The sequence below is a fragment of the Marinobacter sp. UBA2498 genome, from assembly GCF_002341575.1.
Lineage (GTDB): Bacteria > Pseudomonadota > Gammaproteobacteria > Pseudomonadales > Oleiphilaceae > Marinobacter > Marinobacter manganoxydans.
Map to the genome: position 1 here is coordinate 7,183 of NZ_DDOI01000065.1, position 2,683 is coordinate 9,865.

Consider the following 2,683-nt stretch of genomic DNA (forward strand, 5'->3'; position numbering starts at 1 on the left):
CTGCTGCTTTTTTCAATGCCGGGCCACGCTCAGGAGAGCAGGCTGCCGAGCATTGGCGGTTCCGGTGGAGGCCTGATCGCGGGCCAGCAGGAATCGGATATTGGCCAGCAGGTAATGGTATCTATCCGCCGATCCGCGCCGAGAATCAGCGACCCCCTGGTGTATGACTACCTCAGCGCCATTACCTATCGCCTGGCGCCCTCGGCCCCACTCCAGAACCGGGACCTGACCCTGGCATTGATCGACAGTCCTGCTATCAACGCATTTGCGGTGCCCGGTGGCATTGTAGGCGTTAATGGCGGTCTGTTTCTCAATGCTGCGACCGAGCAACAATTTGCGTCCGTTCTCGCTCACGAACTTGCTCACCTCAGCCAGCGGCATTTTGCACGGCGCATGGAGCAGCAGGAAACCAGCGCTCCGCTCACACTCGCCGGTATGATTGCGGGCATTGTTCTGTCGGCGGTCACCCAGTCTGACATCGGTTTTGCCGCCATTGCCGGGACCCAGGCCCTGGCCGCCCAGAACATGCTTGCCTACAGCCGCTCCCATGAACAGGAAGCGGACCGGGTCGGGCTGGACATTCTGGCCAGCGCCGGGATGGACCCTCGCGGCATGCCGGAAATGTTTGAAATCATGATGCGCCAGAACCGCATGCAGGGAAATCGACTGCCAGAGTATCTGTCTACGCACCCGTTAACCCAGAGCCGCGTGGCCGACACCCGGAATCGTGCCGAACAGTATCCAGATGAAAACATCCGGGACGGCCAGGAATACCATCTGATGCGCAGCCGGCTGCAAGTGCATTACGCGCCCTCCCCCGACGTAGCCGTCGAAACCTTTGAAGCCTACCTCGATCGGCCGGATGCCCAGAGAAACGATGCCATCCGGTATGGCTTGTCCGTGGCCTACCTCGAGGACCGGCAATACGAGAAGGCAGTGGATATACTGAACGATCTGCTGGCCACGAATCCGGGCCGAATCACCTTCCAGGTAACCCTCGCAGAGGTCAGGCTTGCACAAGATCGTGTGGACGAGGCTCGATCCACTCTGAAAGACGCACTGGCGAGGAATCCGGGGAACTATCCAATCACCCACACCCTCGCCCTCACGGAAATAGCCGATGGTAATGGCGCCGCTGCGGCGGAGCATCTCAAACAGCTGACCCGTCAGCTACCGGGACAGGAGCATCTCTGGCTGAAACTGGCCGAGGCGGAGGGCATGGCAAGGAATATTGTGGGCGTGCATCGTGCCCGGGCAGAGTACGATGTTCTGATGGGCGATCTGGAGTCTGCCGAGCGTCAGCTAAGGCAGGCTCAGGAGAAGTTGCCGGCCGGGGCGCCACAGAGGCAGATTGTGACCGAGCGGCTGGCAGAAATCACCAGCCGCCTGCACGCCAGGGCCAACAGCTGATCAGGCGTTGCCAGCAGCCTTGAGATTCATGTTGGCGGTAAAATCCAACATGCGCTGCAGAGGCTGCAGCGCTTTCTCTCTCAGTTCCGGATCCACGAACACTTCCTGATCGCCCCGCTCCAGTACCTGTAGCAGATTCTGAAGGCCGTTCATCGCCATCCAGGGGCAATGGGCGCAGCTACGACAGGTAGCTCCATTGCCTGCGGTGGGCGCTTCAATCAGCGTTTTGTTCGGAGCCAGTTGCTGCATCTTGTAAAAAATGCCGTTGTCAGTGGCAACGATGAACTTTTCGTTAGGCATGGTCTGGACAGCATGAATCAGCTGCGAGGTTGAACCCACAACATCCGCCATCTCAACAACGGCATCGGGCGATTCCGGGTGGACCAGTACCGCCGCGTCCGGATAAAGGGCCTTCAGATCCTCCAGACCGCGGGATTTGAATTCCTCATGAACGATGCAGGAACCGTCCCAGAGCAGCATATCAGCACCCGTCGTTTTCTGGACGTAGTGCCCCAGGTGCTTATCCGGCGCCCAGAGGATTTTTTCGCCGCGGGCATCCAGATCTTCAACAATAGCCTGGGCACAGCTTGAGGTAACCACCCAGTCCGCCCTCGCCTTCACAGCCGCAGACGTATTGGCGTAGACCACGACCGTGCGATCCGGGTGCTGGTCACAAAACTCGGCGAACTCATCGGCAGGACAGCCCACATCCAGGGAACAGGTCGCCTCAAGCGTTGGCATCAGAACGCGCTTTTCAGGATTCAGGATCTTGGCGGTTTCGCCCATGAACCTCACGCCGGCAACCACGATGGTGGAGGCCGAATGTTGGTTGCCAAAACGGGCCATCTCGAGGGAGTCCGCAACACAGCCACCGGTTTCCTCGGCAAGCCGCTGGATATCGGGATCGGTGTAATAGTGAGCCACAAGCACCGCATCCTGCTCCTTCAGAGCCGATTTTATACGAGCCTCCAGGTCGGACTTTTCGTCCGCGCTGAGCGGCTTCGGCTCGGCAGCATGCGCCAGGTGCTCTTGAATAAGGATACGATCTTCAGCGTAAGTCATTACTGCATCTCTGTATTGCGTGAACCCGGACATTATAACATTCATGCCCCAGGCTTAATGTTTCTGAAACAGTGCGATCATACACTTGTGATCGCTTTGCCTGTTCCCTGTTTACCTAGGTAGGAACGTATACGCAAAAAAAAAGAGCCCGGAGGCTCTTTTTTCACAAAAACCCGCAGGCTTCTGTTATTTGGTGGGTCGTGAAGGATTC

At 58.1% G+C, this 2,683-nt stretch carries 2 protein-coding genes; one reads left to right on the forward strand and one right to left on the reverse strand.

Annotation, left to right across the window (positions count from 1 at the left end):
• Positions 1-15 precede the first annotated feature (15 nt).
• Positions 16-1,410 (forward strand): M48 family metalloprotease, encoded by a 1,395-nt coding sequence (locus B2W52_RS08920; RefSeq protein ID WP_286802631.1) that lies wholly within the window; start codon positions 16-18, stop codon positions 1,408-1,410.
• Here the strand turns inward: B2W52_RS08920 and nadA are convergent, their stop codons facing one another.
• A complete protein-coding gene (gene nadA / locus B2W52_RS08925; RefSeq protein ID WP_092029758.1) occupies positions 1,411-2,472 on the reverse strand; it encodes a quinolinate synthase NadA in 1,062 nt (353 codons plus the stop codon).
• Positions 2,473-2,683 lie beyond the last annotated feature (211 nt).

What these genes read in the sequence shown, in the direction of transcription:
- B2W52_RS08920 (WP_286802631.1), top strand. Translation starts at nt 16, where the DNA reads ATGCCGGGCCACGCTCAGGAGAGCAGGCTGCCGAGCATTGGCGGTTCC.
- nadA (WP_092029758.1), bottom strand. Translation starts at nt 2,472, where the DNA reads ATGACTTACGCTGAAGATCGTATCCTTATTCAAGAGCACCTGGCGCAT.